Source organism: Cellulomonas aerilata (assembly GCF_007991755.1).
GTDB lineage: Bacteria > Actinomycetota > Actinomycetes > Actinomycetales > Cellulomonadaceae > Pengzhenrongella > Pengzhenrongella aerilata.
Window position 1 is genome coordinate 145,918 of sequence record NZ_BJYY01000016.1, and the last position, 24,394, is coordinate 170,311.

Annotated in this window: 19 protein-coding genes and 1 tRNA gene; 8 read left to right on the forward strand and 12 right to left on the reverse strand. The window is 69.5% G+C overall.

Going from position 1 to position 24,394, the window contains the following annotated elements:
• Position 1 precedes the first annotated feature (1 nt).
• From CAE01nite_RS13380 to CAE01nite_RS13395, 4 genes are all read right to left on the reverse strand, one after another.
• Positions 2-274 carry an antibiotic biosynthesis monooxygenase family protein gene (locus CAE01nite_RS13380; RefSeq protein ID WP_146905444.1) on the reverse strand — a complete coding sequence of 91 codons (273 nt, stop codon included), beginning with the start codon at positions 272-274 and terminating at the stop codon, positions 2-4.
• A 2,106-nt stretch (positions 275-2,380) separates the two neighbouring features.
• Positions 2,381-2,947: a RipA family octameric membrane protein gene (locus tag CAE01nite_RS13385; protein ID WP_222595925.1), complete on the reverse strand. Its 567-nt coding sequence runs from the start codon at positions 2,945-2,947 to the stop codon at positions 2,381-2,383.
• A 309-nt stretch (positions 2,948-3,256) separates the two neighbouring features.
• The gene (locus CAE01nite_RS13390) at positions 3,257-6,280 is read right to left on the reverse strand and encodes a TIR domain-containing protein (RefSeq protein ID WP_186816586.1); all 3,024 of its coding nucleotides are present in this window, start codon (positions 6,278-6,280) and stop codon (positions 3,257-3,259) included.
• Positions 6,281-6,566: 286 nt separating this feature from the next.
• Complete coding sequence (locus tag CAE01nite_RS13395) at positions 6,567-6,836, reverse strand: hypothetical protein (protein WP_146905450.1); 270 nt, start codon at positions 6,834-6,836, stop codon at positions 6,567-6,569.
• A gap of 557 nt (positions 6,837-7,393) precedes the next feature.
• Here CAE01nite_RS13395 and CAE01nite_RS13400 point away from each other — a divergent pair.
• Together CAE01nite_RS13400 and CAE01nite_RS13405 are read left to right on the forward strand one after the other, a co-directional pair.
• Positions 7,394-7,873 (forward strand): hypothetical protein, encoded by a 480-nt coding sequence (locus CAE01nite_RS13400; RefSeq protein ID WP_146905453.1) that lies wholly within the window; start codon positions 7,394-7,396, stop codon positions 7,871-7,873.
• Positions 7,870-8,553, forward strand: a complete 684-nt coding sequence (locus CAE01nite_RS13405; RefSeq protein WP_146905456.1) for a hypothetical protein — start codon at positions 7,870-7,872, stop codon at positions 8,551-8,553. The genes CAE01nite_RS13400 and CAE01nite_RS13405 overlap by 4 nt, the downstream gene beginning before the upstream one ends.
• Positions 8,554-9,331: 778 nt before the next feature.
• On the opposite strand, the gene CAE01nite_RS13410 is transcribed toward CAE01nite_RS13405, so the two are convergent.
• Positions 9,332-9,778, reverse strand: coding sequence for an NUDIX hydrolase (locus CAE01nite_RS13410; protein ID WP_146905459.1), 447 nt, complete (start codon positions 9,776-9,778; stop codon positions 9,332-9,334).
• Positions 9,779-9,837: 59 nt separating this feature from the next.
• On the opposite strand from CAE01nite_RS13410, the gene CAE01nite_RS13415 reads away from it, so the two are divergent.
• From CAE01nite_RS13415 to CAE01nite_RS13440, 6 genes are all read left to right on the forward strand, one after another.
• On the forward strand, positions 9,838-10,656 hold the full coding sequence (locus tag CAE01nite_RS13415; protein ID WP_146905463.1) for a GntR family transcriptional regulator: 819 nt from the start codon (positions 9,838-9,840) through the stop codon (positions 10,654-10,656).
• Between the two features lie 84 nt (positions 10,657-10,740).
• Positions 10,741-11,151: a plasmid replication, integration and excision activator gene (locus tag CAE01nite_RS13420; protein ID WP_146905466.1), complete on the forward strand. Its 411-nt coding sequence runs from the start codon at positions 10,741-10,743 to the stop codon at positions 11,149-11,151.
• 512 nt (positions 11,152-11,663) lie between these two features.
• Positions 11,664-12,629, forward strand: a complete 966-nt coding sequence (locus CAE01nite_RS13425; RefSeq protein ID WP_222595926.1) for an FtsK/SpoIIIE domain-containing protein — start codon at positions 11,664-11,666, stop codon at positions 12,627-12,629.
• Positions 12,626-14,164 carry a replication initiator gene (locus CAE01nite_RS13430; protein ID WP_146905469.1) on the forward strand — a complete coding sequence of 513 codons (1,539 nt, stop codon included), beginning with the start codon at positions 12,626-12,628 and terminating at the stop codon, positions 14,162-14,164. Before CAE01nite_RS13425 ends, CAE01nite_RS13430 begins: the two co-directional genes overlap by 4 nt.
• Positions 14,165-14,182: 18 nt before the next feature.
• Entirely contained in the window at positions 14,183-14,398 is a 216-nt protein-coding gene (locus CAE01nite_RS13435; protein WP_222595927.1) for a helix-turn-helix transcriptional regulator, read from the forward strand.
• A 2-nt stretch (positions 14,399-14,400) separates the two neighbouring features.
• Positions 14,401-15,474: a tyrosine-type recombinase/integrase gene (locus CAE01nite_RS13440; protein ID WP_503826108.1), complete on the forward strand. Its 1,074-nt coding sequence runs from the start codon at positions 14,401-14,403 to the stop codon at positions 15,472-15,474.
• A gap of 58 nt (positions 15,475-15,532) precedes the next feature.
• Here CAE01nite_RS13440 and CAE01nite_RS13445 read toward each other — a convergent pair.
• The 7 genes from CAE01nite_RS13445 to CAE01nite_RS13475 form a co-directional block, all read right to left on the reverse strand.
• Positions 15,533-15,608, reverse strand: a tRNA-Thr gene (locus tag CAE01nite_RS13445).
• A gap of 135 nt (positions 15,609-15,743) precedes the next feature.
• Positions 15,744-17,384, reverse strand: coding sequence for an alpha/beta hydrolase (locus CAE01nite_RS13450; protein ID WP_246131200.1), 1,641 nt, complete (start codon positions 17,382-17,384; stop codon positions 15,744-15,746).
• 104 nt (positions 17,385-17,488) lie between these two features.
• A complete protein-coding gene (locus tag CAE01nite_RS13455) occupies positions 17,489-18,625 on the reverse strand; it encodes a DNA polymerase III subunit delta' (protein WP_146905472.1) in 1,137 nt (378 codons plus the stop codon).
• Entirely contained in the window at positions 18,622-19,275 is a 654-nt protein-coding gene (gene tmk, locus CAE01nite_RS13460) for a dTMP kinase (protein WP_146905475.1), read from the reverse strand. The genes CAE01nite_RS13455 and tmk overlap by 4 nt, the downstream gene beginning before the upstream one ends.
• Positions 19,276-19,358: 83 nt before the next feature.
• Entirely contained in the window at positions 19,359-20,363 is a 1,005-nt protein-coding gene (locus CAE01nite_RS13465; protein ID WP_146905478.1) for a Gfo/Idh/MocA family protein, read from the reverse strand.
• Positions 20,364-20,490: 127 nt separating this feature from the next.
• Entirely contained in the window at positions 20,491-23,301 is a 2,811-nt protein-coding gene (topA, locus tag CAE01nite_RS13470) for a type I DNA topoisomerase (RefSeq protein ID WP_146905481.1), read from the reverse strand.
• Positions 23,302-23,375: 74 nt separating this feature from the next.
• A complete protein-coding gene (locus CAE01nite_RS13475) occupies positions 23,376-24,368 on the reverse strand; it encodes a phosphatase PAP2 family protein (protein WP_246131201.1) in 993 nt (330 codons plus the stop codon).
• Positions 24,369-24,394 lie beyond the last annotated feature (26 nt).

The following is a 24,394-nucleotide window of genomic DNA, read 5'->3' on the forward strand; positions in this document are numbered from 1 at the left end:
CCTACGTCGCCTCGATCACATCGAACAGGCGCGTGTCCGGCGGCGCCTGCAGGTGCCCACGCAGATGCGCGTCGAGCCTCGGCCGCATGACGGCCGCGGCACCGTTGGCATCCTCCTGCGACGCCCACAGCACGAACATGCCCCACTGCCCGTCGGCGTCGTCCCCGAAGAACGTCACGCCGCAGCAGCCGGGACGAGCCTCGATCAGGGGTCTGAGGTCGGCCGCCAGGGCCTCGAAGACGGGCCGCGAGCCGGGCGGGAGCCCGAACCTCACCAGACGAGCGTGCACCGGACACTTCCCTTCGTCGGGCGGGCGTCCGCGCGACGGGCTGAGGCCGCCGTCGCGCGCAGCGAAACGGAGGGGACCGGATGCTGCCCCGCAAGCGTGGCTGTCTCTTTCTCGCGGCACAAGACCTGAGCCGGGTGGGGACCGGAGCCGAGACGCGGTTCGGCTGGCGCCGACGACGCTAGGGTTCAGTGGGTGGTGCCAGCATTCCCCGACCCGGATCATGGCGGAGCGGCCGGGCCGTCGCGCACCGCCGTCCGGGGTGCTGGTCGACGCCCTCGCGCCCGCGAGTCTCAGACGGCAGAGCGGTGCTGCGCGCCTGCCCACTCCCCAGCGCGGCCGCGTTCCAGACCGGGTGCTCAGCCACGACTGAACCGCCCCGGCTCTGATGGAGACTCGGTTCTCTGGTTTCCTGCGTGGTTTGGACCGTCTGAACGGTCCAGGCGCGCGTGAGGAACACGTCGAGTGACCAGGGCGTCCTGAGCACGGGCGAAGCCCGCCTCATGGCCTGCGTTGTCGCAGGTAGGACGGGCTTGGCTGGTGGAGCCGCCTATCAGAATCGAACTGATGACCTTCTCATTACGAGGGTGTCCCGGCTCACGCCGGCGCTGGGATGCCGCGGGGTTGGGGTGCATGGGGTGCGCGTCTCCTAGGGGTCGGGGGGACACATGGGGCACACGTCGTGATGGTCTGTGTCGAACAGGGAGAGCCACCGACCCATAGCGGAGCACAAGAGCCCGATGGAGGGTCGCGTCAAGGGTGGACGCAGTCCATCGCGTAGCGACGCGTGAGCGCCCTTGATGCGGCCCGGAGTTGGGCGGATGCTCAGCGGCGGGTCGGCGGCTCGGTGGTGAGGCGCCTCGGAACCGGTCCGGGGCGCCTTCGTCGTGCTCGGCCGGTGGGTTGGGGTGCGGTGGGGTGCGCGTAGGGCGCGAAGCGCCCGGAGCGCGGGGCCCCATCGCGGGGCCCCGGCCCACCAGCCGAGCTGCGCGCGGAGCGCGCCCTTGAGCCAGTAAGGAAAGTACTCCCGGCGCCGCACGGGGGATGTCGGTGGCACCCGTTTGGCTGCGGCCAGACCGGCAGGCGTCATCCGGATCTGCCGATGAGCGCGAGGCCGCGAGCTCAAACTTGCGAGCCGATCGCACTACGGCTCCCCCTCAGCACGCCGCTCCCCTAGAGGATCCGATGCACATCGCGCACTGTACTGTCGGGGCATATCGGCTGGCTGATCACTCCCCAGGACTCTGGGAAAGGCACACACTTGTGCCTTCAGATTGATAGCGATCCGCGGTAGAAGGACGGCGTGACAATACGTCTTCCGGCTCAAGGCGGCGAACCGTTCACGTCGCTCGGATGCAGCCCGCGAAGCAACACCGGTGGAGCAACACGATTCCCAGATCTTGGACTCACCACGCCGCCACCTCTCCCAGTAGGCGCCGCACCGATTCGCCACAGCGCTCGAAACGCTGTGAGTCGAACACAACTAGCGCACACCGCCGATATCCGTCGACGTTTAGGCGCGGCGCCACTGAAGTTCATGTCGTAGGCCAGGGGGCCAGCACCTCGGGACATCGCGCGTCGGTGCTCAGGTTCGACTTGAGTGCGCGCTGAGGAGCGCCCTGATAGCCAAGGCCAGTTGACAAGACTATGGGACGCTTCACAGTTGTGCAAAGTCTTCAGACGTGCCCCTTCGGCTCCGGTGTCAACCTCGCCGTTATTCCCGAAATGCGGATGGAACCCGGCGGGCGCCGCGGCGTCGACGCTCGACCTAGATACCGGTCGTCGACGCTCGACCTAGATACCGGCTTATCGCCTCGTAGCGTTCCAGTGGCCCGGTTGCGCGGGCGGCCAGCGGCCCGAACGCCGCGAATCCGTCCACGCGGTGCCGGCGCACGACCGGCAGGCCGATTGTCGCCTCCGGCGGTACACACCTGCAATCAATGGATTGCGTACTGGGCGAGCGACTCGAGCACTTCGACATCCGATCGATCATCGACGATGGCCACAACTGCAGCAGGTCGCCACATTACCGACAGACCGGATGGAGCCGCGCGACCTTGCGGCGGAGGCCTTGCGGCGCGGCTCACTTCGTTTCTAAGTGCTCGTTACGATAGCCATGACGAACCCGACGACATATGCAAGACCGAACAAGAACGGGATCCAGATCTCTAGGTGCGTCAAGGCCCAGTAGGTCGACTTGTCCTTCTCGTCACCGCGTAGAGCCTTCCACTCCCCGTTCCACCAGGGCGAGGCCGGCAACCTGAGTTCGAGGGCACCGATCACAGCGAATTTGCCCGAATTGAGTTGCCTGTATGAGCGCACCAGCCAGAACCAAGCCAGACACAAACCCAGGGCGAGCACTAGCAGCGGAAGGAGGACCCACGACGACAGCCCATCTGGTTGATCCTTCCAGAAGACAGCTACAAGCGTGAGTACAGCGCTGTGCAGCGTGAGGAAGAACGTGTTCGCGAGTCCGCGGCGACTCGAGATGCGATCCGCCATCTCGACGTACAGCTTGTACTGCTCCATGATGGCAGCCTGATAACCACTCCCATCAGCGTAGGACGCCTTGATCTCGATCTCATCGTTCCAGAGGTTTGGTGTGACCTCACTGGGTCGCGCAGGCGCGCTAACCTTGAAGTAGGTGGTCCACAGGGACATAGGGCTAGTGTGCCGCAAGAGGCAGGTTTGCACACGCCGACGGCCTCCGACACGCCGACAGCCTCGACAGCTCGTGACCCCCGTTCAGCCAGTTCGGCTAAGGGCGTGTGAGGTGGCAGTGCGGGACTGCCTGGGCAAGCGGGCAGACCCTCAACCACCGTCCTCGCCTCGAATTTGGTGGGCGCTCGCCTCCCGCGCCCGTGCGAGCCCGATGGCGCGCCGCATGCTGCTCGACGAGCCATACGCCCGCGTACTGCAGGCGCCGAGAGTGGCAGGTTAGGTACTTCGCCGATCAGAGTATCTCTGGTCCTATGAGAATTGAACAAGGCCCTCACTGAGTCGCCTGACCGCCTCCGAGTCTGCAGGCAAACCCCAAAGCGAGACGATCAGTTGAAACACATGCAGGAAATATTGGCCACCAGTGAAGTCAATCGACACCCGTCCCCTCATAAGAGGAGGGAAAGCATCCGAAGATGACCCCTCGAGCAATACCGGGATAACGGTTCTCTTTTCCGCCTCCGTACCCAACATCCGAAGGTGAATCAGATCGACCTCGGCCGCCACAGCCGTTCCTCGGTCTGCCACCGTGTTCTCGTACTTTGTCCTGTAGAGCCTCGTTCCCACAACAACGACGTGGTCCGCCTCCGAGATGCGGCTAATGTAGCGAGCGAGGCTAGCACCGGGAGTGCTATCAGAGATGTCCAAGGTCACCTCGATGTCAGCCTCCCTCAAATCCCGAACCAGCGTGGACCTGACCCACTCCTCGTGAGCTGGAACCCCCCAGGCGTAACTTATGAAGCAGCTCTTCTTCTCAGTGCTGCGGCCCAACTCGCCAAGATGTGTCCTCAAGCCGCTCAATGCGACATTTAGTGCCGTGCGGCCAGTAGCGACGCCAGCTTGCTCCGTCGCGGTATGCGTGTACGAATCGCCCATACCCAGGTCGGCAGCGGTCGTAGGCAGAGGTATCCGGAATCCGTCTCTCGGACAGAAAGTCACGCCTGCGCCACTGTCCACGAACGTGACGACTTGCGCCGCGTCCAAACGATATCCGCACTGGCCACACGCCACGATTGGATAGATCCGTACGCTCACACGCTGCCGCGCCAGAAATTGCTCAACCAATCCTCGGAATACAGCCTTTGCGCTGAGCGGCGCGCCCGGGGCATTATGCAGCGTGAGCCACAAACTTCCATCAGGTCTCTGATAACGGGTCAGAGCCAAGACGGCGTGGTCCATGCCATACACCGCGCGGTCCTGCCACTGATCGACTCGGCGCAGCACGTTGGTGTATCCGAGAAGCACAACGAGAGCCGCCCAGACATGCTCAGTCTTTCCGTCAACAACCATAGTGAGCGATTCTTCGAGTTCGAGCGACGGGGCAAAGCGATCTGCGCGTTCGTTGATCAGATCAGGGAATACAAGTAGGGACGTTGCACCAATAGTCGTACGGAAACATACATTCAAGTGCAGAAACCGGGCGATAGCCGCGTCGACCATCAAGAATTGCTCATCTCGGCTCATATCCTGCAACTCGGAGAATGACCAATGGTTCTCGCGCAAAAGGTCCTCTTCGACGGCCCCGAGGCCCCTCTCGTTCCGACGCGCAGTTAAGATTATTGATGCGGCCAGATTGTTGAGGAGTTCTGGCTTGAGTACGACGGCCTCAACCCCTGATGTTGCCTGCACCACGGCAATGAGCCCGGATCGCTCAAGGTTCCGGACCGCACTGCGCAACTCCGCATCCGTAACTTCAAGGTCTTTAAGACTGGTATTTCTAAGTTGCTCAAACGTGAGCAGCGGGGACTCACCTTCGCTTCCCTCTTCCTTGCTCATCAGCACGGCATCCCGTATGAGCTTCAAGGTTTTCGTCGTCACTACCGCATCCAAGGCATCCCAGTCAATCGCGCCGTCGAGCGTCTCGAGCAACGATTCGACGCCTTCTCCGGTGAACGCACTGGTCTGTAGATAGCGCCCGTTCACTCCCTGCTCGCGGCCGTAGTCCTCGACTTCCGCGGCCGTTAAGATCGGACGTCCCACGTCAACACGGGCGGCCACGAGCAATACGGACACCACTCCGGAGCTGTGGGACAACGCCTTCATCCAATACGAGATCGCCTTCATCGACTCAATTCTGCGCGTAGCATCTACGACTATCAGCGCAGCCGTGGCATCCTCTAGGAATAGCATGTGCACCAGGCGATAATCTGGTTGCCCCGCCAAATCCCACAGTACTGCGTCGCACTTTGTTCCGTCGGCTCTCGTTCGACCTAGGGACTCAATTATCCAGAACTGTTGACCGTGAGTCGAAGAATGCTCCTTGAACTCTCCACGTGCCATCCGGTAACCAAGCCCTGTCTTACCGACGCCGCTATCGCCCAGTAGGACCACCTTGGCAGTCGTATACCGTTCCGCGATTGGCCCAGCATCGACACGGTCGAGTTCGTACTCGCCGACGGTTATGGCACCGGGCGCGGAGTCCAGCGCCAAAGCGAGGTAGGGATCAGTAGGATGGAAGGCCGCTCCGACCCAGTTCTCACGGTACGGCTTATCGCCCGCCCTTTTCTTAGACCCCATTATGCCGCCGACCCAAACCGTTTCCCAGGTGCTTGTAGACCACAAGCGATAAGTGCCATCCCAGCTTGCCGACAGCAGTAGATCATCGTGCGGAGAGAACCAGAGAGCTATCACCAACCCGGTATGGCCCTGGAGGGTGAATCTCAGCTTGAGATCGGCATCTAGAATACTAATGTCGTTCGACGTGGCACCAGCGAGCCAACTGCCGTCGCGTCCAATAGCAACAACTGGCCACATACTCGGAGTTGAGCGCGTTCGTTTGTGGAAGTCCCTCCTCACATCCCAGTCACTGATCGAATTCTGCTCATTGAGCAGCAAATGGTCGCTGTCGGGACTCCAAATAGGTGCCGAACCGGTAGCAGGCGCACACTTCAGCACCCTGGGGTCGCCGATTGTCCGGGAGTCGGGCATGTATCTGTAAACTGTTAGTCCGTCTCCCCGTACCGCTATATACTCCCCATCTGGAGACCAGGCGATTCGGCTCGATCCGCTTGTATCTGTCAGTTCCTGCTCCGAGGTTTCGCCCTCTTCCGAAAAGAAAACAAGGCGCTCGTGGCTTGTAGTAGCAATGACGTCGCCACCCGGGTGCCAGGAGCAGTCCACCCCTGTTCCTCGAACGCTTCGGATGACGGATCTACTAGGCCAATCAATTAGCGATAGTGTCTTGTTTTGCAGCACAGCAAGGCGTGAGCCGTCGGGCTTCCAAGAAAGACTCACCACCGTCGTGTCGGCACCTTCAGGGATTGCCACCTCGGTCATCGAGTGGATAATGCTGGTCAAGGATGATTTGTTCGGCTCTGACACCGCAATGCCCCCTCGTATTAGTTGAGCGTTCGGCTCTAACACAGTCATAGACTAGACCTTCCGGGCGTGTTTCACCTAGCGGTGTGGTTACTGCCCACAAGCAAGTGTGGCCCTCTGTGTCGGCAACGGCTGAAGGCTCCCCGTGGTTTCGGTAGTTTCGGGGGCATCGACGCGGGGTCAACGGCTCGCGCTGAAGTGCGCTGTGGTGGAACAACCGTGGCGCATGCATGCCGCTGATGGTTCACGCGGTCCGGGTAAGGTACCGAGCTTGTAGGATGCCCTTGGTGGCCATGGCGCCGGTGCCAATTCTATGTCGTGCATTGCCGTCTGGAAACCAGACGTGTTCGATGGGCGCCAGGCGCCAGGTGCGCGCCTCGATGGAGCCCAGCAAAGCCTCTTTTTCGAAAGCCGCATGGCTGTTTCTGCCTTTTCGTTGCCGCAGCAGCCTGCCGGTTGCAGCGCCCTCGGTGGCGGGTACAGCGTTGATGAAGATGCTCGACCCGGGACGCACGGCGTGCCGCGCTGCTTCTCAGATCGGCCTGCCCACCTTGGCGGAAACCTTCTACATGTCGCTCATCACCGGACCGCATCGACGGTGCGGAGCTGCTGTGCGGACTCGGTCAAGACTGCGTCCCATGACGCACCGACGGACCAGGACGCGAGAGGCATCGGCGCCAGGGGTGGGGCCGTCGTGGCGGCTGACCGGCTCGCGCTCATGCCGCGACGCGGTCGGCCCGGGCCCGGCGCGCACGATCTGACGCAGCTCGCGGACCTGCCGATGTCCGTGCGATGCCCGGGGCATGGGCTCGCTCGCCGTGCGGTCTGAGGGGGCGCCCCGGCGCGACGCCCTGCAGTGCTCATTCCCGCGGGCGCCATGCCGATAGGTTGACGCATGGATAGCCCCCGGTCGGTCGACGGCGGCGGGCTATGGCGTCTTGCGTCTCAAATTCGAGACGCGCTCATCCGGAGGGAGACAAGGTGTCGGGGTCGCGCCGGTCCGTCTCCGTCGCGAAGGTGTCCCCAGGCCTCCGGGCGTTCGGTTGGACCTTCACGCTAGGCCTCAACGGGATGCTGGCAGTTCAGGCGGTGACCCATGGATGGGCGGACCACAAGAATCTGCTGGAGACGGCACCGATCTTTGGTGGCTTGCTCGGAGCATGGATCTCAGTGTGGTCGATGGGCATCATGGTGAAGGAGACCGAACTGACACTCACGGGATTCTGGCATGTTTGGAAGGGAAACCCGTGGGCCGTGCAAGGGGCAATCAACCGGGGCGCACTGGACCTACAAGTTCGCCAGAAGACAGGCCCGAGCGCGGATGATGTACAGATAGAGGTCGCGGCAATACAGGGGTCGCTCATCGAGGAGCTACGTGGAAACGTCCGGGCAGCCGGCGCCATACGCCGGCTACGCAATGTCCAGGCCGCGACACCACACGAGTTCACGCCTGCACTCCGGCGCAGGGTGCGGTACGAAGTCGCCCTGTGGATCGGGGGCGCTGCAAGCGCGCAGTGGCTACTGGCCGACTACCTGTGGTCCCGCGGATGACGCGACAAGTCCAGGGGCCGGCGCATCCGCATCACAAGAAGCTGCGCCTGGTGTTCGCGATTGCGGCTGCTCTAGCGGTAATCGCCGGTGTCGCCTCTACGCCGGCCCGACCGGCCCTCTACGTTGCGGCCCCCGTCATGGGGGCAATCGTGACCGGGATGGATACTGGCATGGGGCGGCGGCGGACGCTCATCGCGGTCTGGCACGACGCCTCCCACCCGGAAGGCGTCGCACGCCGCCTGTTGGGTGTGGGGACCACACCCGCCACGGCTGGTGCCATGGCTCGCAGCGCATGTGGCCTACCGGGCTTCAGTAACAGCGCTACGGCGATCTCGCTGCAACCGGAAGCTATTGGCGTGCTGGACACCGCCGAGGCTTGGCGGCTTCTGGCCCACTGCCGGGCTTCTCGGCTGGATAACCAAGTGGGGGCGACGGTGTGGTTCGTTACGGATGCCGCCTCACCGCTGCTGCTTGTCCCGGGTGAGTCAGCCCTCGGCTTCGCAACCACGCGCCAGTCCGCGCGGCGCGTCGTTTTCGCGCGCCGGCGCGAATCTCTCGGGGAGCCGACGAGGGTGCGCTGGCACGAAATTCCCGTCGACCAACTCCTCTGGCCCGAGGGCACGCCGGAGCCGTTGCGAGGGGCCCGTCCCCTCCATCACAAGGACACGCGCGTCGTCTGATGCCCGCCCGAGCCGCTCGCCACCATTCGGTCATGCCGCGACGCGGGCGACCTGAGCGCCAGCCGCCGGCTAGCCACAGAGCTCACGGTCCTGATGATGTCCGGTAGGTCGCGAGCGGCCCTCCGTCTGCCGAACGTCGGGCGGCGCACCGCCTCCACCCGGCAGTGATTCGAGGCGGACGCCCTTGCGTGTGTCCATGCCTGAGAACTGGACGTAGGCGTACCCCGCTGACCCCTGCAATCAGCACGAACTGGGTGTGCGGCGCCCGTACGAAAACGGGTTAGTTTCCGTGGGTCAGACGGCGCTTCCTGCGCCGTGCTTGGTCACGCTTTCCGGTTTCCATGACGAGCCCTAACGTCCAGAAGATGACCGCCGCCGGGAAGATGACGAGGATCTTGCCTGGTCCGAAACGGGGAGATCGGTCGCTCGGGTCAGTGGTCCAGTAGTCCCAGAACCAGAGCCCGAGAAGGGCGAGGCACACAACTGGGAGTGCTACCCATAGGACCCACCACCGACGCGAGTATCCGGTGGTTTCGTCAGGGGACGGTGGGTGCTGTGACACGGGATGTCCTTTCGGACTCGACCGTTGCCACCCCGAAGAAAATGGCTTGCTTGCGCTCCAACGACATGCCGCCTTCCTGTCGGATCCGACCGATGCGTCCAGCATCGCCCCTCAGTGTCCACTGACGAGGCGCGGAGGCGTTCGGTGCCCCTCGAACGGGTGACGCACGCTCATGCCGCGACGCGGTCGGCTCTCCCACGTGGGCAGCGGGCAATCTCAGCGGCGCGAGTCGAGCGCCCCAGACCGTACGTTCGTTCCGTCGTGAGCTCGCACGTGGACCTCGCCGTCGAGAGCGTCGAGGACTCGGGCGGCGTACGCGGGAAGCATAAGCGTGGGCACGTCCTGTATGTCTTGCCATTCGACTGCTATCGCTTCATTCGTCTGCGGGAGCGGGTCTGATAAGAGCCGGCAGCGGAACACCAGGGCGACGATTCCGCGGGGCATGTTCTTGTAGACCCCAGTGAGGGGCCCCACCTCGACCTGGGCGCCTGTCTCTTCCTCGACTTCACGATGCACGGCCGCCTCGATGGTCTCGTCGAGTTCGACGATGCCTCCGGGTGGTTCCCATAGTCCGTTGTCGCGTCGTTGGATCAGCAGCACGCGCGTCGCGGGAGCGTCGAGCACGATTGCCGCCGCGCTGACGGAGTGCCGCGGTGTCTCCATGGGTCCCACCTCCTCGATGTGACAGTCTAGGAAGTACAGACGTCTGGAGGAGTACCGACATGGCCGCCGAGAGGGAGCGCGCTCCCCACCTGCAGGTGGTGGGCGGTCGAGACGTAGCGCTCGATAAGGATTCTGACCGGCCGCTGTTCAAGCAGATCGCGGACTCGCTGCGCGCGCGGATCGTCGCCGGCGAACTGGCACCCGGCGACAAGGTGCCGTCCGAGACGCAACTCATGGAGTCGTACCGCGTGGCGCGGATGACCGTGAGGCAGGCGCTGGCCCTACTGAAGGCCGAGGGCCTGTTGGTCGCGGAGCACGGCCGCGGCGTGTTCGTCCGCGCTCGTCCCGTGGTGCGGCGGGTCGCGTCCGACCGGTTCGCGCGGCGCCACCGGGAGGCGGGTCAGGCGGCGTTCATCGCGGAGGCGCAGGGTGTTGGTGCTCCCAACGTCGACGAGCTCGAGGTCGGGTACGAGACGGCGCCGCCCCACGTGCGTGAGGCGCTGCGGCTCGGGCCGCGGGGGAAGGTCTTGGCTCGACGTCGCCGCTACCTGCTCGATGGCGAGCCGGTCGAGCTCGCAGAGACCTTCGTCCCGGCAGAGCTAGCGAAGGGAACGCCGATCGAAGAACGGCACACGGGGCCGGGTGGCGTCTACGCACGCCTCGAAGAGAGCGGCCACCACCTCGCGGAGTTCTCCGAGGAGGTCGCCGCGCGGATGCCGACACCTGAGGAGCGTCGACGACTGCGGCTCCCGGACGGCACGCCGGTGCTCACTGTGCGGCGGATCGCGTTCCGTGACGATGGGGTGCCGGTCGAGACGACGGATACCGTCAAGGCCGCCCCGGCGTACGTCCTGGAGTACCGCTTCCCTGCCGAGTAGCACTCTGAGTGCTTGCGGCTCCTCTAGATGAGTGGTTCCATCTTTCTCGAGCACAGTGCTCTAGACGAGTGGAGGAGCAGACTCATGGCGATCAAGCAGCGGTTCCAGATCGAACACTCGGTGGCGTTCCCGAAGGGTGCGTTCCTGCGGGGTGGGGTCGAGCCGGTGGCGGACTTCCAGGCGGAGAAGCGCCCGGACGGCACGCGCCCGCAGCAGCGGGACAAGGAGACGGCGCTGCCGCTGTGGCAGTGCGTCGTGATCGACGCGGACGACGACGCCGGCAAGAAGGACATCGGCGTGACGGTGAAGTTCGCGGCCGCGCATCAGCCGGTCCCGCCGGCCAACAAGTCGGGCTTTCCGTGGACTCCGGTGGAGTTCGTGGGGCTGACGGCTCTGCCGTACATCGACGACGGCGGCACTCGGCCGCGTATCGCGTGGTCCTTCCGTGCCGAGCGGCTGGTCGCGCCGGGCGAGGCAGACAAGGCAGCTGCGTGATTCGGTCGGGCGCCCGGTGGTCGCATCGCCACTGGCGACTCCTGGTGGCGACGCTGATGCTCGGGCTGGTGGCCGACCTCGTCGGAGCGACACGGGTGTCCACAGCACTCTTCCTCGGGTGGCCGGCTGTGGCCCTGATGCTCGGGACGTGGGCGGCCGTCGACCCGGAGTCCTTTGAGGACGTCGTCGCTGGGCCCCTGCGCCGTCGTGGATGGCGGCGGTGGGCGAGGAAGGCGTGGCCGTCTCTGACGGCATCGTGCGGTCTGGCGACATCGAGCCGCGACGGCGGGGTCGTCGTTCCCCGGCTGGTCCGCACACGAGCGTCCCGCACGACTCTAACTCTGCGAGTGCGGGCGCGCGCCGGGCAAACAGTGGATGACCTGCAGGCGGCGGTCGCGAGGCTCGGTACGGCGGCCGGGGCAGAGGCATGGTCCGCAGGTCCGGTAGGTCCGGGTGTGCTCGACATCGACCTCGTGATGGGCGACCTTCTCCGGGACGTCACGCAAGCGCCGATGCCGCGCGACGTTGTGGTCGACGCCGTGCCGATCGGGCGCCGGCAGGACGGGTCCACGTGGTGGCTGCCGCTGCTCGGTCGACACACCCTGGTCGTCGGCGCGTCGGGGTCCGGCAAGGGCTCGGTGCTGTGGGGCGTGTGCGCTGGCCTCGCACCGGCCGTCTCCGCTCGGTTGGTGCGCCTGTGGGCGGTGGATCTCAAGGGTGGGCTTGAGGTCGGCGTCGGGGCCGGCTTGTTCTCGGCCGTGTGCACCCGCGAGACGCAGGCGGTGTCGCTGCTGCGGCGGCTGTTGAGGGTCGTCGAGGAGCGCCAGCAGGCGATGTACGGCGTGTCCCGGAACTTCGAACCGAGGCCGGGCGACCCGGTGCACGTCCTGGTGATCGACGAGCTCGCGGCGCTGACGGCGTACGCGGACAGCGAGACGCGGACCGAGGCCTCGCGGCTGCTGTCCAAGATCCTGACCCAGGGTCGGGCGCTCGGGGTCGTGGTGGCGGCGTTCGTGCAGGACCCCCGCAAGGAGACGGTGGGCATGCGGAACCTGTTCACCCAGCGGGTCGCACTGCGGCTGCTGTCGGGGGACGAGTCCCGGATGGTTCTCGGCGACGGTATGGCGTCGGTAGCGCCGGCTCACACCATCGCCCGTGCGCAGCCGGGCACGGCGTACGTGGTCGACGACGACGGCTCGGTCGACCGGGTCCGCGCCCACTACTGGACCGACGATGCCGTCCGCGCGGTGGCCCGGCTGCACCCGGCCCCGGACCTCGGCGACCTGCCGGCCCCGGCGAAGGACGCCGACACGCGCCCGGTGACCGAACCCACGCCGACGACCGAGTCGGTGTCCACGGTCGAGGACACCAACGGCATCGCCGCGGTCCCCGGCCCGACACCGGCTCGCAAGCCCCGTGCCCCTCGCAAACCGAGGGCGCCGCGTGCACCCCGCGCCGAGCAGGAGCAGGCGTCGTGAGCGAGCCCCCGGGTCTGCGCACGTTCCCCGGGTACACCGAGGACGAAGGGCTCGACCTCGGCCACCTGTCGGCTACGGCCGTCGGGGCCATCGTGCAGCGGATCGCGGACGGCTCGGCGGCGCTGTTCGCGGACGTGGCGGCGTCGGTCGGGTACTGCTCCAAGCCCGTTCGGTTGGTCGGGTCGTCGCACACGGTCGACGGACGAACCGGCGAGATCGTCGGGTCGTTCTCGTCGGACGGCGCTCCGCTGGGCGTGGTCTACCGCCCGTGTGGCAACCGGCGGGCGGACGTGTGTGCGGCCTGCTCGCGGGTGTACGCCCGCGACACCTTCGCGATGGTTCGAGCGGGTCTGCTGGGCGGAAAGACCGTGCCGCAGGAGGTGGCGTCGAACCCTCTCGTATTCGCGACGCTGACCGCGCCGTCATTCGGGTACGTGCACGGCGTCCGGGCCACGGGCGGGCATCCGACGGGTGGGCGGTGCCGTCCCCGTGACACGGCGAACCGGTGCGAGCACGGGCGCCCCGTCGGCTGCATGACGGTCCACACCGACGACGACCCCGCCGTGGGCGGGCCGCTGTGCGTCGACTGCTACGACTGGGCATCGGCGGTCGTGTGGCAGTGGTGGGCTCCGGAGCTGTGGCGCCGCTTCACCATCACCCTGCGACGATCCCTCGCCTCCCGGCTCGGCGTGAGCGAGTCACGCCTGAAGGGACGGGCCTCGGTGCAGTTCGCCAAGGTCGCGGAGTTCCAGGCGCGAGGGCTGGTCCACTTCCACGCCCTTGTGCGGCTCGACGGCCCGGGCGGGGCAGGATCGCGGGCTCCGCTCGACGGCGGCACTCTGGCGGACCTCATCCGCGAGGCAGCCGGGTCGGTGTCCTTCGTAGCTCCACCGGTCGACGGTGCGGACGTGTCGCGCAGGCTCGCCTTCGGGGCGCAGCTCGACGCGCGAACCGTGCGCACCGGCCTGCCGGCGGACGACGATGACGACGACTCCCTGCGTGCCGAGCAGGTGGCCGGCTACCTGGCGAAGTACGCCACGAAGTCGACCGGCACCGACCCGGCGTCTCCCCGGCCGCACCTGACGCGCCTGGCGCACACCTGTCGGGCCTTCGCGCAGCGGGCGGCGTCCAGCGACCCTGCGGGCGACCACGAAGCCGCCGATGACGCGAGCGAGCAGGGCCGGCCCTCGCCGTACGCGCTGCTGGGCAAGTGGGCGCACATGCTCGGCTTCCGGGGTCACTTCTCGACCAAGTCCCGCCGCTACTCGGTGACGCTCGGCCGGCTGCGTCGTGCCCGGCACCGCTACCGCCAGGTCACCGCCAATGCGGCACGCAACGGCGTCGCGCTGGATACCCGCGACCTGGAGGCCCGGCTCCTGGCCGACGACGAGACGACGCTCGTCATCGGCTCGTGGAGCTTTCAGGGGTCCGGGTGGACCAACGCCGGCGACAAGGCGCTGGCCGACGCGGCAGCCGCTCGTGCGCGTGAGTACGCGCGATGGAGGGCCGAAGGGAAGAGCACATCCAACCGGTGATGAGGGAAGGGGAAGGCGATGGCAAGAAGGAAGCGGTTCGAGGGTGAACCGTTGGCGGGCATGCCGGAGATGCTGACGACGGCCGAGGTCGCTCGGGCGCTCAAGGTGGCGCCGTCAACGCTGTGCCGGTGGCGGGCGGCGGGTGTGGGGCCTCGGGTGTTCTGGCTGGGCGAGGCGACGCCGCGGTACCGCGAGGTCGACGTCGTCGCGTGGCTGGAGCTGGTCTCGGCGTGAGCGTGCACAAGCTGCCGAGTGGTCGGTGGCACGCACGGTTGAAGTCGGGCCGCGAGTACGTCGGGAGCCGGACGTTCGACACGCGACGGGACGCCATGGCGTGGCTGACCCGGGAGCGGGCTGCGATGGCGGGTGGCATCGATCCTCGCGCGGGGCGGCGGCTCGTCCGCGTCGTCGTGCAGGAGTGGTTGGAGCAGCGCGAGCACACGGTGTCCGCGAAGACCTTCACCGCCGACGCGGCACTCCCCCGGCTCCTGCCGAAGTTCCTGTCGGCGGTGCAGATCGGCTCGGTGACGGATCGGGAGGTGTCACGAGCCCTGGTGGCGCTCAACCGCTCGGGGCTGGCGGAGTCCTCGGTCCGGCGCTTTCGGGCGTCGCTGTCGGCCTTCTTCGCCTGGGCGGTGCTCGAGCGGATCGTGGCGACGAACCCGGTGAAGACGGCACCGATGCCAAAGACGCGGGTGATCCGCAGCGAGATGCGCCCGTTCTCGGAGGCGGAGCTGGAGGCCTTCCACGCGATGGCAGCCGGGCAGGACGCGCGCCTGGCCGACGTGCTCCTCGTCGCCGGCTGGACGGGCCTGCGGTGGTCGGAGCTGCGCGAGGTGCGGGTGCGTGACTTTGTCGAGGTGCCGCTCCCGCTGCTGCTGGTCTCGCGTGCCGCGCCGGAGGGCGTCGACGTCAAGACGACGAAGTCGGGCCGGCGCCGGTCGGTGCCCGTCAGCGATCGCGTGCTGCCGATCGTCCGGGCCCTGGCGGCGGACCGTCGGCTCGACGATCTGCTGTTCGTCACCTCGTCGGGGCATCGCCTCCACGCCTCCGCGGTGAAGCGAACGGTGCAGTGGACGGAGGTCTCCGGCGGCCGTCGCATCCACGATCTGCGCCACACGGCGGCGTGCCTTTGGCTGGCGCGTGGCGTCGATGCGGTGACCGTCCAGACGTGGCTGGGACACGCGTCGATCGCGACGACGAACATCTACCTGCACCACCTCGGGACTACCGCTGACCGGGCCGGATTGGACCGTCTGAACGGTCTGGGGCACACATGGGGAACACGTCGAGAGACCGGGGCGTCGTGAGCAAGAGCGAAGCCCGCCTCGGGTCCTGCGTTGTCGCAGGCGAGACGGGCTTTGGCTGTGGAGCCGCCTATCAGAATCGAACTGATGACCTTCTCATTACGAGTGAGACGCTCTACCGACTGAGCTAAGGCGGCGACACACACCGGTACCGGGGGGTGCCGGGTGAGCGGGGTCCACTGTAGCCGCCACCGCGCCGGGCACCAAAGCGAGGCGGGACGGACCCGGACGACGTCACGCGGACCGGTGTGACGCCCGCCCGGGCACGTGGGTCAGCAGGTGAGCCCGTCCTCGGGGACGGTCCCCTCGAGCAGGTAGCCGTCGACCGCGTCGGCGACGCAGTCGTTCGAGCGACCGTAGGCGGTGTGCCCCTCGCCCTCCCAGGTCACGAGCACGCCGGACTCCAGCTGCTCCGCGAGCCCCTGCGCCCACACGTACGGCGTCGCGGGGTCGTTGGTGGTGCCGATCACGACGATGGGGGCGGCGCCTGGCGCGGTCAGCGGCCCGGCCGACCCGCTGGCCGGGTACGGCCAGTCCTGGCAGACCACCCCGCCGTAGGAGAAGAAGCTCGCGACCGTCGGCGCCACCTCGCGGACCTGCGCAGCCTCGGCGCTCATCTGGGCGGGGTCGGACGACGGCGCGCCGTCCAGGCAGTTGACCGCCGTGAAGGCCTCGGTCTTGTTGGACGCGAACGAGCCGTCCTCGTTCCGCTCGTTGTAGAGGTCGGCGATGTAGAGCAGGAAGGTCCCGTCGTCCCCGCGCAGCGCCTGGGTGAGCGCGTCGGTGAGGACGCCCCAGTTGGCGTCGTCGTACAGGGTGAACGCGATGCCGTAGAACGCGAGCGTCGCCGTGAGCGGACGGCCGGACTCGGTCTCCAGCGGGTTGCGCCGTGCCCGGTCCAGGAGCTCGGCGACCTGGGCCATCCCCTCGTCCACGGACCCGGTGAGCGGGCAGCTCTCCCCGCCCTGGCAGTCCTCGACGTACGCGCGCAGCGCGTTCTCGAAGCCGACCGCCTGCTGACGTCCGACCTCGGCGGCGTCGAGGCGCGGGTCGAGTGCGCCGTCCAGCACGAGCCGTCCCACCCGGTCGGGGAACAGCTCGGCGTAGTTGGCGCCGAGGGACGTGCCGTAGGAGTACCCCAGGTACGTCAGCGACTCGTCCCCGAGCGCGGCGCGCAGCACGTCGAGGTCGCGGGCCGCGCTGACGGTGTCCACGTGGCCCAGCAGGGAGCCGGTGTTCTCGGCGCACGCCTCACCCAGGGCCCGGTACGCCGCCCGCGCCTCCTCGATCCCCGCGTCGGTGCTGAAGTCGAAGTCCCGGGAGAGCAGCTCGTCCTTCGCCGCGTCGTCCAGGCACGTCACCGGTGCTGACGACTGCACCCCGCGGGGGTCGAAGCCGACGAGGTCGTAGCGGTCGCGCACCCGCTCGGACACCCGCTCGCTCCCGCCGGCCGACACGAACTCCACCCCGGAGGCGCCCGGTCCGCCCGGGTTGACGAGCAGGGACCCGACCGCCTCGCCCGACGACGCGGGCAGCCGGTTGAGCGCGAGGTCGATGCTGCCGGCGGCCGGGTCCGCGTAGTCGATCGGCACGCGCGCCGTCGTGCACTGGAGGTCGCCGCAGGCCGTCCACTGCAGCGTCTGCTCGTAGAACGGCGCCAGGGCGTCCGTGGGTGCGCCGCCCACCCCGGGCTCCGCCGACGACGACGCGGCCGGCACGGGGGCCTGGTGCTTCTCCGGGGTCGCGCAGCCCGCCAGCAGGACCGCGGCGGCACCGACGAGCGCCGTGAGGCGCCGCAGCGACCGCGATCCCCGGGACGACGACGCCGGCACGGGCGCGGAGGGCGCGGCGGGAACGGTCGGCGGGGTCGGTGCGGGGACGGTCGGGAGGGCACGGCGGGAGCGGGACGGCACGCGTCCACGGTAACCGGCGCCTGCGACACGGGTCGCCGCCGCCCACCCCGGTCCTCCGGCCGACGCACCGCGCCCGTCCGGCGACCGGGACGACGCCCTGCTGCTCAGCCCTGCGGTCGCAGGGCGATCGCCATCGCCTCCACCGCGAGCAGCGGCGCGACGTTCCCGGCCAGCCGCGTCCGCGCCTCGCCGATCGCGTCCATGCGCCGCAGCGTCTGCTCGGGCGTGCTGCGCGCCGCGAGAGCCGTGACGTCGTCCACCAGCTCGGTGTTGACCAGCTCCACCCCGGCCCCCAGCTGGACGACGAGCACGTCGCGGTACAGGGACAGCAGGTCGACCATCGACCGGTCCAGGACGTCGCGCTGCGCCCGGGTGGCCCGGCTCTTCTGGTCCTTCTCGAGCTGGGTGACCTGCGCGCGCAGGCTCGGCGGCAGGGTCGTCGCGCCCTGCGCGCCCAGCGCGTGCAGGAGCGCCGCCTTCTCCTGCGCGTCGCGGTGCTCGGTCGCGGCCCTGGCCTCCTCCTGCGCGACCTCGACGAGGTCGCCGGCCGCCAGCACGGCGTCGCCGACGCCGCGGATCGCGCCGGGGATGGCCAGCACCTTCGCGCGCCGGGCGCGTGCCTCGGGGTCGCGGGCGAGCCGCCGGGCGATCCCGATGTGGCTCTGCGACGCCCGGGCGGCCACCGCGGCGACCCGCGGGTCCACCCCGTCACGGGTGACGAGCAGCTGGGCGACCGCGTCGACCGGCGGCACCCGCAGGGCGACCGAGCGTGACCGGGAGCGCAGCGTCAGCACGACGTCCTGCGGACTGGGGGCGCACAGCAGCCAGACCGTGCGCGGGGGCGGCTCCTCGATCGCCTTGAGCAGCACGTTCGACGTCCGCTCGGCCATCCGGTCGGCGTCCTCGACGATGATGACGCGCCACCGCCCCTCGGACGGGCTGCGCTGGGCGAGCGAGACCAGCGAGCGGGTCTCGTCGATCTTGATGCCGACGAGCTCGGTGGCGACGACCGTGACGTCGGCGTGGGTGCCCGCGAGCGCCGTCGTGCACGCCTGGCAGCGACCGCAGCCGCCGCGCTCGCACTGCAGCGCCGCCGCGAACGCGCGCGCGGCGTTGGACCGTCCCGAGCCGGGCGGCCCGGTCAGCAGCCAGGCGTGGGTCATCGCCGACGGGTCCTGGACCGCGGTGCGCAGCACCGCGACCGCGGCCTCCTGCCCGACGACGTCGTCCCACACGCTCATCGGGACGTGACCTCGTCCCGGACGCCCAGCGCGGCGGCGACGCGAGCGCGCACGGCGGCCTGCACCTCGTCCACGGGACGTCCCGCGTCCAGCACGAGCCAGCGCCCGGTCCGGTCGGCGGCCGCCCGGGCGAGGAAGGACCGGCGGGTGCGGCGGTGGAACTCGTCGCCGGCGCGCTCCAGCCGGTCGGGGTCGCCGCGCAGGCGCCCCAGCCCGTCCGCCGGGTCCAGGTCGAGCAGCACCGTCAGGTGCGGCAGGAGACCGCCGACCGCCCACAGCGAGAGCTGCTCGACCTCCGCCTCGCCCAGGTCCCGGCCGTTGCCCTGGTAGGCGACGGAGGAGTCCAGGTACCGGTCGGTCAGCACCACGGCCCCGCGCTCGAGCGCCGGCCGGACGAGGGAGTGCACGTGGTGCGCCCGGTCGGCGGCGTACAGCAGCGCCTCGGTGCGCGGGTCGACGTCCTCACCGTGCAGCACCGCCTCGCGCAGGGTCCGGCCCAGCGCGGTGCCGCCCGGCTCGCGGGTCAGCACCACCTCGCGGCCGAGCGACTCGCCCAGCCATGCGCCGAGCAGCCGGAGCTGGGTGGTCTTGCCCGCCCCGTCGCCGCCCTCGAACGACACGAAGTAGCCGGCGTGGGGAGGGGTCGTCACGTGCGCCAGGGTAGCCCGCGGGGACGACAGGCCCGCGGGGCGCGGCCCGGCCCCCCGCTCGGCGCGGGCGGCCGGGCAGCCGGTCACTCGCCCGGGTAGGCGAGCCCGATCTGGCGCCGGACCTCGTCCATGGTCCGCATGACGTCCAGCGTCCCGTCCCACGTCATCCGCGGGCTCTGCGTCTCGCCGGCGTCGACCCGGCGGGCCACCTCGGCCGCCTCGAACTGCAGCCCCTGGCGGCCGGGGCGCTCGAACGACCAGCGGGCGCCGTCGTCGCGGGTCACGGTGAACGACGTCGGGGCGTAGAAGTTGCCCTCGACCTGGATGTTCCCCTCGGTGCCCGAGATGTGGGCGCGGGTCGGCGTGCTCGACCACAGCGTCGTGGACAGCGTCGCCTGGACCTGCGCCCCGTAGGACAGCACCACGCTGACCTGCCCGTCCACGCCCGTGTCGGTCATCTGCCCGACGGCGTGCACGGCGTCCGGCACGCCGAGGAAGTCGTGCGCGAAAGAGATCGGGTAGACGCCCAGGTCCAGCAGCGCCCCGCCGGCCAGCGCCGGGTCGAACAGCCGGCTGCTGGGGTCGTGGCGGAACCGGTGGCCGTGGTCGGCGGTGATCGCGACGATCTCGCCGATCTCCCCGGCGTCGATGACCTGGTGGAGCGCGGCGACGTGCGGCAGGAAGCGGGTCCACATCGCCTCCATGACGAAGACGCCGGCCGCGCGCGCCGCCTCGAAGACCTCCTCCGCCTCGCCGGTGTTGCGTGTGAACGCCTTCTCCACCAGCACGTGCTTGCCCGCGGCGATGGCCAGCAGGGCGTGCTCGCGGTGCTCGGAGTGCGGGGTGGCGACGTAGACGGCGTCGACCTGCGGGTTCCCGACCAGGTCGCGGTACCCCAGGTGGGTGGTGGGGACCCCGTGCGCCGTGGCGAAGCGGGAGGAGCGGTCCCGGTTGCGCGAGCCGACCGCGACGAGCTGCGCGCGGGTGTGGCCGTTCACGGCGTCCGCGAACGAGCCGGCGATCCCGCCGGCGCCGAGGATGCCCCAGCGGATCGGCGGAGCGCTGCGGGGGTCCTCGACATGGGTCATGGCGACAACCTAGTCCCCGACCCTCGTCACGCCGTCCGCGCGCCGCCGTACGCGCCGCCGGGCCCGCCGACCTGCCCGTCCACCCGCCTGCCGGCGTGCCCGCCGACGTGCCGGCCGACGTGCCCGGTCACTTCGGCGCGGCGGCCTTCTTCGCCGGTGCGCGCTTGGCCGGAGCCTTGCGTGCCGGGGCCGCACGCTTCTTCACCGGGCCGCGCGCCCGCTTCTCGGCGAGCAGCTCCGCGGCGCGGTCGAGGGTCACCGACTCCACGGCGTCCTCCTTGCGGAGGGTCGCGTTGGTCTCCCCGTCCGTCACGTACGCGCCGAACCGGCCCTCCTTGACCACCACCGGCTTCTTGGACACCGGGTCCTCGCCGAGCTCGCGCAGCGGCGGGGCCGCCGTCGCCCCGCGACCACGCTTCGGCTGGGCGTAGATCGCGAGCGCCTCCTCGAGGGTGATGTCGAACATCGCCTCCTCGGTGGGCAGGGTCCGCGAGTCCGTGCCGCGCTTGAGGTACGGGCCGTAGCGGCCGTTCTGGGCGGTGATCTCCGCCCCCGACTCGGGGTCGACGCCGACCACGCGCGGCAGCGACAGCAGCCGCAGTGCGTCATCGAGCCCGACCGTCTCGACCTGCATGGTCTTGAGCAGCGACGCCGTCCGCGGCTTGGGTGCCGCGGCCAGGGCGCGCTTCCTCGCGGCGGCCGACAGGCCCGGGTCCAGCTCCGGCTCGGGCAGGAGCTCGGTCACGTACGGCCCGTAGCGACCGCTCTTCGCCACGATCGTGGTGCCGGTGGTGGGGTCCTCGCCGAGGACCCGGTCACCCTCCGCCTGGGTCTCCAGCAGCTCCCGGGCCTTGTCGACGGTGAGCTCGTCCGGGGCCAGCTCGTCCGGCACGGACGCGCGCTTGGGGTCCCCGTTGTCGTCCAGAGTGGCGGAGTCCTCGATGTACGGGCCGTAGCGGCCCACCCGCAGGGTCAGCCCGTCGCCGATGGCGATGGAGTTCACCTCGCGGGCGTCGATCTCCCCGAGCCCCTCGACCAGCTGGCGAAGACCACCGGTGTCGCCGCTCGGGTCGCCCGCGCCGGCCAGCGCCCCGGACGGCTCGGAGCCGAAGTAGAAGCGCCCCAGCCACTCGCGGCGGTCCTCTTCGCCGGCGGCGATCCGGTCGAGGTCCTCCTCCATGGCGGCGGTGAAGTCGTAGTCCACGAGCCGCTCGAAGTTCTCCTCCAGCAGCCGGGTCACCGCGAACGCGAGCCAGCTCGGCACCAGGGCCTGCCCGCGGCTGATCACGTAGCCGCGGTCCTGGATCACCGAGATCGTGGCCGCGTAGGTCGAGGGCCGGCCGATGCCGCGCTCCTCGAGCGCCTTGATCAGGGACGCCTCCGTGAACCGCGGCGGCGGGCTGGTGCGGTGCCCGTCCGACTCCAGGTCCCGCGCGGTCAGCGCGTCGCCCTGCGCCATCTGCGGCAGCCGGGTCTCCGCCGGGGCGCCCTTCCTCCCCGTCGCGGCGGCGCCCTCCTCGGCGGGCTCGGGGGCGTCGTCGGCGTAGCGGTCGGTGTCCCGGCCCTCCTCGTAGGCGGCCATGAACCCGCGGAAGGTGATGACGGTGCCGGACGCAGCGAAGACGGCGTCGCGCCCGTCGCTGCTGCGCGCACCGAGCCGGACCGACGCCGTCGACCCGCGCGCGTCGGCCATCTGGGACGCGACGGTCCGCTTCCAGATCAGCTCGTAGAGCCGGAACTGGTCGCCCGAGAGCTCGCGGGCCACCTGCGCCGGCGTGCGGAAGGAGTCGCCGGCCGGCCGGATGGCCTCGTGCGCCTCCTGGGCCCCCTTGTTCTTGGTGGCGTACACGCGCGGCGCGTTCGGCACGTACTCGGCCCCGTACAGCTCGGCGGCCTGCCGGCGCGCGGCGTCGGTCGCCTGCGAGCTGAGCGACGGGGAGTCGGTCCGCATGTAGGTGATGTAGCCGTTCTCGTACAGCCCCTGCGCGGTGCGCATGGTCTGCCGCGAGCCCATCCGCAGCTTGCGGGACGCCTCCTGCTGCAGGGTGGAGGTGGTGAACGGCGCCGCCGGACGGCGCGTGTACGGCTTGGTGTCGAGGCTGCGCACGGCGAACTCGGACTGCGCCAGCGCGGCCACCAGGCCGCGGGCCGCCTCCTCGTCCAGGTGCACCGCGTCGCGGGTGGTGAGCCGGCCCCGGTCGTCGAAGTCGCGGCCGCTGGCGACGCGGGCGCCGTCCACGGTCGCCAGGCGCGCGGAGAACCCGGCGGCGTCGGCCGGGTCCGTCGACTGCGGGTCGGTCACGGCGAACTCGCCGCGCACGTCCCAGTAGTCCGCCGCACGGAAGGCCATCCGCTCCCGCTCGCGCTCGACGACGAGCCGGGTCGCGACCGACTGCACGCGGCCGGCGGACAGGCCCTGGCGGACCTTGCGCCACAGCACCGGGGACACCTCGTAGCCGTAGAGACGGTCGAGGATGCGGCGGGTCTCCTGGGCGTCGACGAGGGCGCCGTCCAGCTCGCGGGTGTTCTCCAGGGCCCGGGTGATGGCCTCGCGGGTGATCTCGTGGAACACCATGCGCTTGACCGGGACCTTGGGCTTGAGCTCCTGCAGCAGGTGCCAGGCGATGGCCTCGCCCTCGCGGTCCTCGTCGGTGGCGAGGTAGAGCTCGTCGGAGTCCTTGAGCAGGCGCTTGAGCTCGGCGACCTTCTTCTTCTTGTCGGCGTCCACCACGTAGTACGGCTCGAACCCGTGGTCCACGTCGACGGCGAACTTGCCGAACGGGCCCTTCTTCATCTCCGCGGGCAGCTCGGACGGCTGAGGGAGGTCGCGGATGTGGCCGACGCTCGCCTCGACCTCGTAGCCGTCGCCGAGGTAGCCGGCGATCGTGCGCGCCTTGGCGGGCGACTCCACGATGACGAGTCTGCGGGGGGCGGGCATGGGGAACCTTCTCTCAGTACTGCGGCCTGGACGCGAGCCGTGGGCACGCGTCGCGGCGACTCTACGACCCCCGGTCAAACCCGTGGCACGCCGGACCGTCCCGCGAGGTCACGGATGGCGAGCAGCACCGCGAACGCCGCGCAGCTCACCGCGACGACGCCGAGAGCACCACCGGCGTAGCCGGTGAGCAGCTCGGCGCGGGTGGCCGGCGCGTCCGGCGCGAGCCAGATCTGGCGCAGCGCGACCCCGGCCGGGACGGCGGCCGCGAGGGCGGCGAGCGCGAGCATCCCGCCCAGGACCCGCCCGGTGGTGCGCGCCCGCCCACCGGCCAGGACGAGCGCGCCGGTGGCCGACAGGGCGGACGGCGTCGGGTCGGCCGACCCGGTCCCGCGCCACCGCGCCGGCGGGCGCGAGGTCGCGGTCAGGGCGCACGCGAGTGCGCTCCACGCCAGCACGACCAGGACGGCGGCCACCACGTCGCTGGGCCGGTGCCATCGACCGACGAGCGTCGAGACGCCGGTCGCGGAGGTGTACCCCGCCCCGAGCACCGCGGCCCACGGCCGGGCCCGCGGCGGCACGACGAACACCAGCGCCGCCGACACCGACGCGGCGGCGGTGGTGTGCCCGCTGGGCAGCGCGTTGGCCGCGCCGGGCGCGATGCCCAGGTCGGGCCGGTCGAGGACGACGTGCTTCAGGACCTGGGTGGTCAGGTTCGCCCCACCCATGAGCACCGCCACCTGCACGGCGAGCTCCCAGCGGCGCCGGACGGTGGCGATCAGCACCGCCGCGAGCAGGACGACGGCGATGTACGGGACGGACACCACGTCCAGGACCGGCTCGGCGAGCCGCCACAGGCGCCCCCGACCCAGCTCGGCCCCCTCGAAGACGACCTGGTCCACGCGCTGACCGGTGTAGTGCGCGACGAACACCCACCACGTGAGCCACACGCCCACCGCGGACATCAGCGCGACGGCCAGGCACAGCGCGACCGGACCGGCCCGCCGCGCGCGCGCGACGGGGCGCACCCCCGGCCGGGGCTGGTGCGGCGCACGCGCGGTGGAGGTCACGCACCCACGGTAGGACAGGGGCGTGC